The sequence below is a fragment of the Trebonia sp. genome, assembly GCF_049794275.1.
Taxonomy (GTDB): Bacteria; Actinomycetota; Actinomycetes; order Streptosporangiales; family Streptosporangiaceae; genus Trebonia.
This window is the reverse complement of record NZ_JBARCR010001092.1, coordinates 1-2,686: the sequence shown is the minus strand read 5'-3', so window position 1 is coordinate 2,686 and position 2,686 is coordinate 1. Positions and strand designations below refer to the sequence as shown.

Annotated in this window: 2 protein-coding genes and 1 pseudogene; 2 read left to right on the top strand and 1 reads right to left on the bottom strand. The window is 71.6% G+C overall.

Annotation, left to right across the window (positions count from 1 at the left end; translation table 11 throughout):
* Positions 1–345, top strand: a pseudogene (locus tag WA805_RS27230) (hypothetical protein); the annotation flags it as partial.
* Positions 346–790: 445 nt separating this feature from the next.
* On the opposite strand, the gene WA805_RS27225 reads toward WA805_RS27230, so the two are convergent.
* Positions 791–1,570 (bottom strand): metallophosphoesterase family protein, encoded by a 780-nt coding sequence (locus tag WA805_RS27225; protein ID WP_422325132.1) that lies wholly within the window; start codon positions 1,568–1,570, stop codon positions 791–793.
* Between the two features lie 104 nt (positions 1,571–1,674).
* On the opposite strand from WA805_RS27225, the gene WA805_RS27220 reads away from it, so the two are divergent.
* The coding region (locus tag WA805_RS27220; RefSeq protein WP_425243768.1) for an AMP-binding protein at positions 1,675–2,686 on the top strand (1,012 nt) is incomplete at its 3' end.

Genomic DNA, 2,686 nt, shown 5'->3' with positions numbered 1-2,686 from the left:
GGACTGCCTGAGGCGCCATGGCCGCCGGCGCCGCCAGTCGGCGCCAGGGCCGGGCGCGACCCCAGGGACGGTACCGCTCCTGCCGACCCCGCCGACGAGCACTACGTGCCGCCGCCGCCCCCGCCGCTGCCCAGGCTGGACCCCATCACCAAGGGCGCCTGGCTGGCGCTATTCGGCGGACCCCTCTACCTGCTCATCGCCACCGCTGTCGGCGGCAGTCTCTCCGGGCTCGCCGTCTTCCTCTGCGTGGCCGCCTTTGTCGGCGGGTTCGCTATCCTCGTCCTCCGCATGGACAACGGCGGCGGCCCACGTGACTCTGGGCCCGACGACGGGGCCATCGTCTGACGCGGCGCCAGGGGTGCTCGGAGTGGCCGGAGTGTCCGCGCCCGGGGCGTTAGGGCTGCCCGGGGCACCCGGGGGCCGCTGTGGATTCCGCACGGCGGCCTCGAACAGGCTGAACGCGTCCTTGGTGAAGCCCGCGAGCACGTCCCCGACCCCCGCTAGCTGGGAGCCGAGGTCGGGGGTGGCAGTGCCGCCGCCATCCCGGTACCTGCGGGCCGCCCGGCAGATCGGGCACCACTGGCACTCCGGCGGCTCGTCCCCCGGCGGTTCCGTGGTGGCGGTCTCCCACACGCTGGCGTGCTTATTCGCGCTGGCGCCGCCGCCGAGCGTGGTCCTCACCCTGGTGGCCACCTCGCGGCTCAGGCTGCGCGCCCCCGCCTTCATCAGCCATCGCTGGAAGTCGCCGAGAGGGTCACGTGCTGGCTGGCTCATGCCTGTAACGCTACCCCTACAGCTGCACCACATACGGCACGCGCGTGGCGCGGAAATGGCCGACGTTGACGCACTCGGTGCGGCCGACTCGCACCCGCTGGACGAGCGGGTTGTGCACGTGGCCGAAGAACGCGTACCGCGGCTGCGTCTGGCGGATCACCTCAAGCAGCGCCTGGCTGCCCGTCTCCATCCGCCGGGCGACCGTGTCGTAGAGCAGTTCGGGGACGGCGGGCGGGATATGCGTGCACAGCACGTCGACCGGCCCCACGGCGTCGAGCTTGGCGGCGAACTCCGCCGCGGGGATCTCGTTCGGCGTCCGGTACGGGGAGATCAGCCCGGCGCCGGCGAACCCGAAGGTGAGACCGCCCACCTCCACCCTGCCGCCGTCCACGACGTGGTGGCCGGGCTTCAGGTACCCGTTCCACATCCGCGGCACGTCGACGTTGCCGTACGTCAGGTAGGCGGGCTCGGCCAGCGCCCCGAACAGCGCGGCGTACTGCCGCCTGATGGCCTGCTCGGTGAGCGTGCGCAGGTCGGCACCGCGGTCGGCGGTCAGCCGCGCCGCGATGCCCGTGGTCAGCTGCCTGGCCTCGTCGAACCGGCGCGCGGTGCGCAGGTCGATGTACTCCCTGGCGTGCTCGGCGCCGTACAGCTCGGCGAAGATGCCCTGGGTGTGGTCCGCGTAGTCAAGGAAGAGCAGCATGTCGCCCAGGCAGATCAGCATGTCGGCGCCGTCCCCCGCGGCGGCCAGGGCGTCGGCCGAGCCGTGAACGTCGCTCACCACATGGACCCTCATGAGATTACGATAAAAGCTACCGGCTAGTAGGAACACTCGGCGCCGGCGGTGGCTAGGCTTTATAGCGTTCGTGGTCCAATGGGGGACGACGAAAGGGAGAGGTCGTGCGCGAGTACAGCATTCCCGCTCTGGCGGACATCCCCACCTCGGCGAACCTAGCCGACGTGGTCACCCGGCGCGCCGCGGAGCAGCCGCGGGCCGTGGCACTGCGCCGCAAGGCCGCCGACGGGAGCTGGGAGGACATCAGCTGCGTCCAGTTCAGGGACGAGGTGCACGCGCTCGCCAAGGGACTGATCGCGGCCGGCGTCTCCCCCGGCGACCGGGTGGCGATCATGTCGCACACCAGGTACGAGTGGACGCTCGTCGACTACGCCACCTGGACCGCCGGCGCGGTCGTGGTGCCCATCTACGAGACCGACTCCGCCGAACAGGCCGAATGGGTACTGTCCAACTCCGCGGCCCGGGTCGTGATCGTGGAGACCGACGCGTTCGAGGACATGATCACGCACGCGCGGGAGCGGCTTCCCGCGCTCGAGCACCTGTGGCGCATCTCCCCCGACCTCGGCAAGCTCGTGGCGGGCGGGACCGGCGTGAGCGACGAGACCCTCGCCGAGCGCGCCGGCGCCGCCAAGGCCGCGGACCTCGCGACCCTCATCTACACCTCGGGCACCACCGGCCGCCCCAAGGGCTGCGAGCTCAGCCACGAGAACCTGCTCGCCGACGTGCGCAACGCGTTCATGGGGCCGCTCGCCGCGATCCACGAGACGTCCGAGGCGAGCACGCTGCTGTTCCTGCCGCTCGCGCACGTCTTCGCGCGGATCATCGAGGTGGGCTGCCTGGAGGCCGGCATCATCCTCGGGCACTGCTCCGACATGAACAACCTGCTGCCCGACCTGGCCTCGTTCCAGCCCACCTTCGTGCTCGCCGTGCCGCGGGTGTTCGAGAAGGTCTACAACGGCGCCGAGCAGCGAGCCGCCGGCGAGGGCAAGGGCAAGATCTTCGCGCGCGCCGCGCGGGCGGCGGTGGCTTACAGCGAGGCGCTCGACGCGCCCGGCAAACCGCGCTTCGCGCTGCGCGCCGAGCATGCCCTGTTCGACCGCCTGGTCTACGGCAGGC

Coding starts and splice junctions, on each gene's coding strand:
- WA805_RS27225 (WP_422325132.1), bottom strand. CDS start 1,570: ATGAGGGTCCATGTGGTGAGCGACGTTCACGGCTCGGCCGACGCCCTG.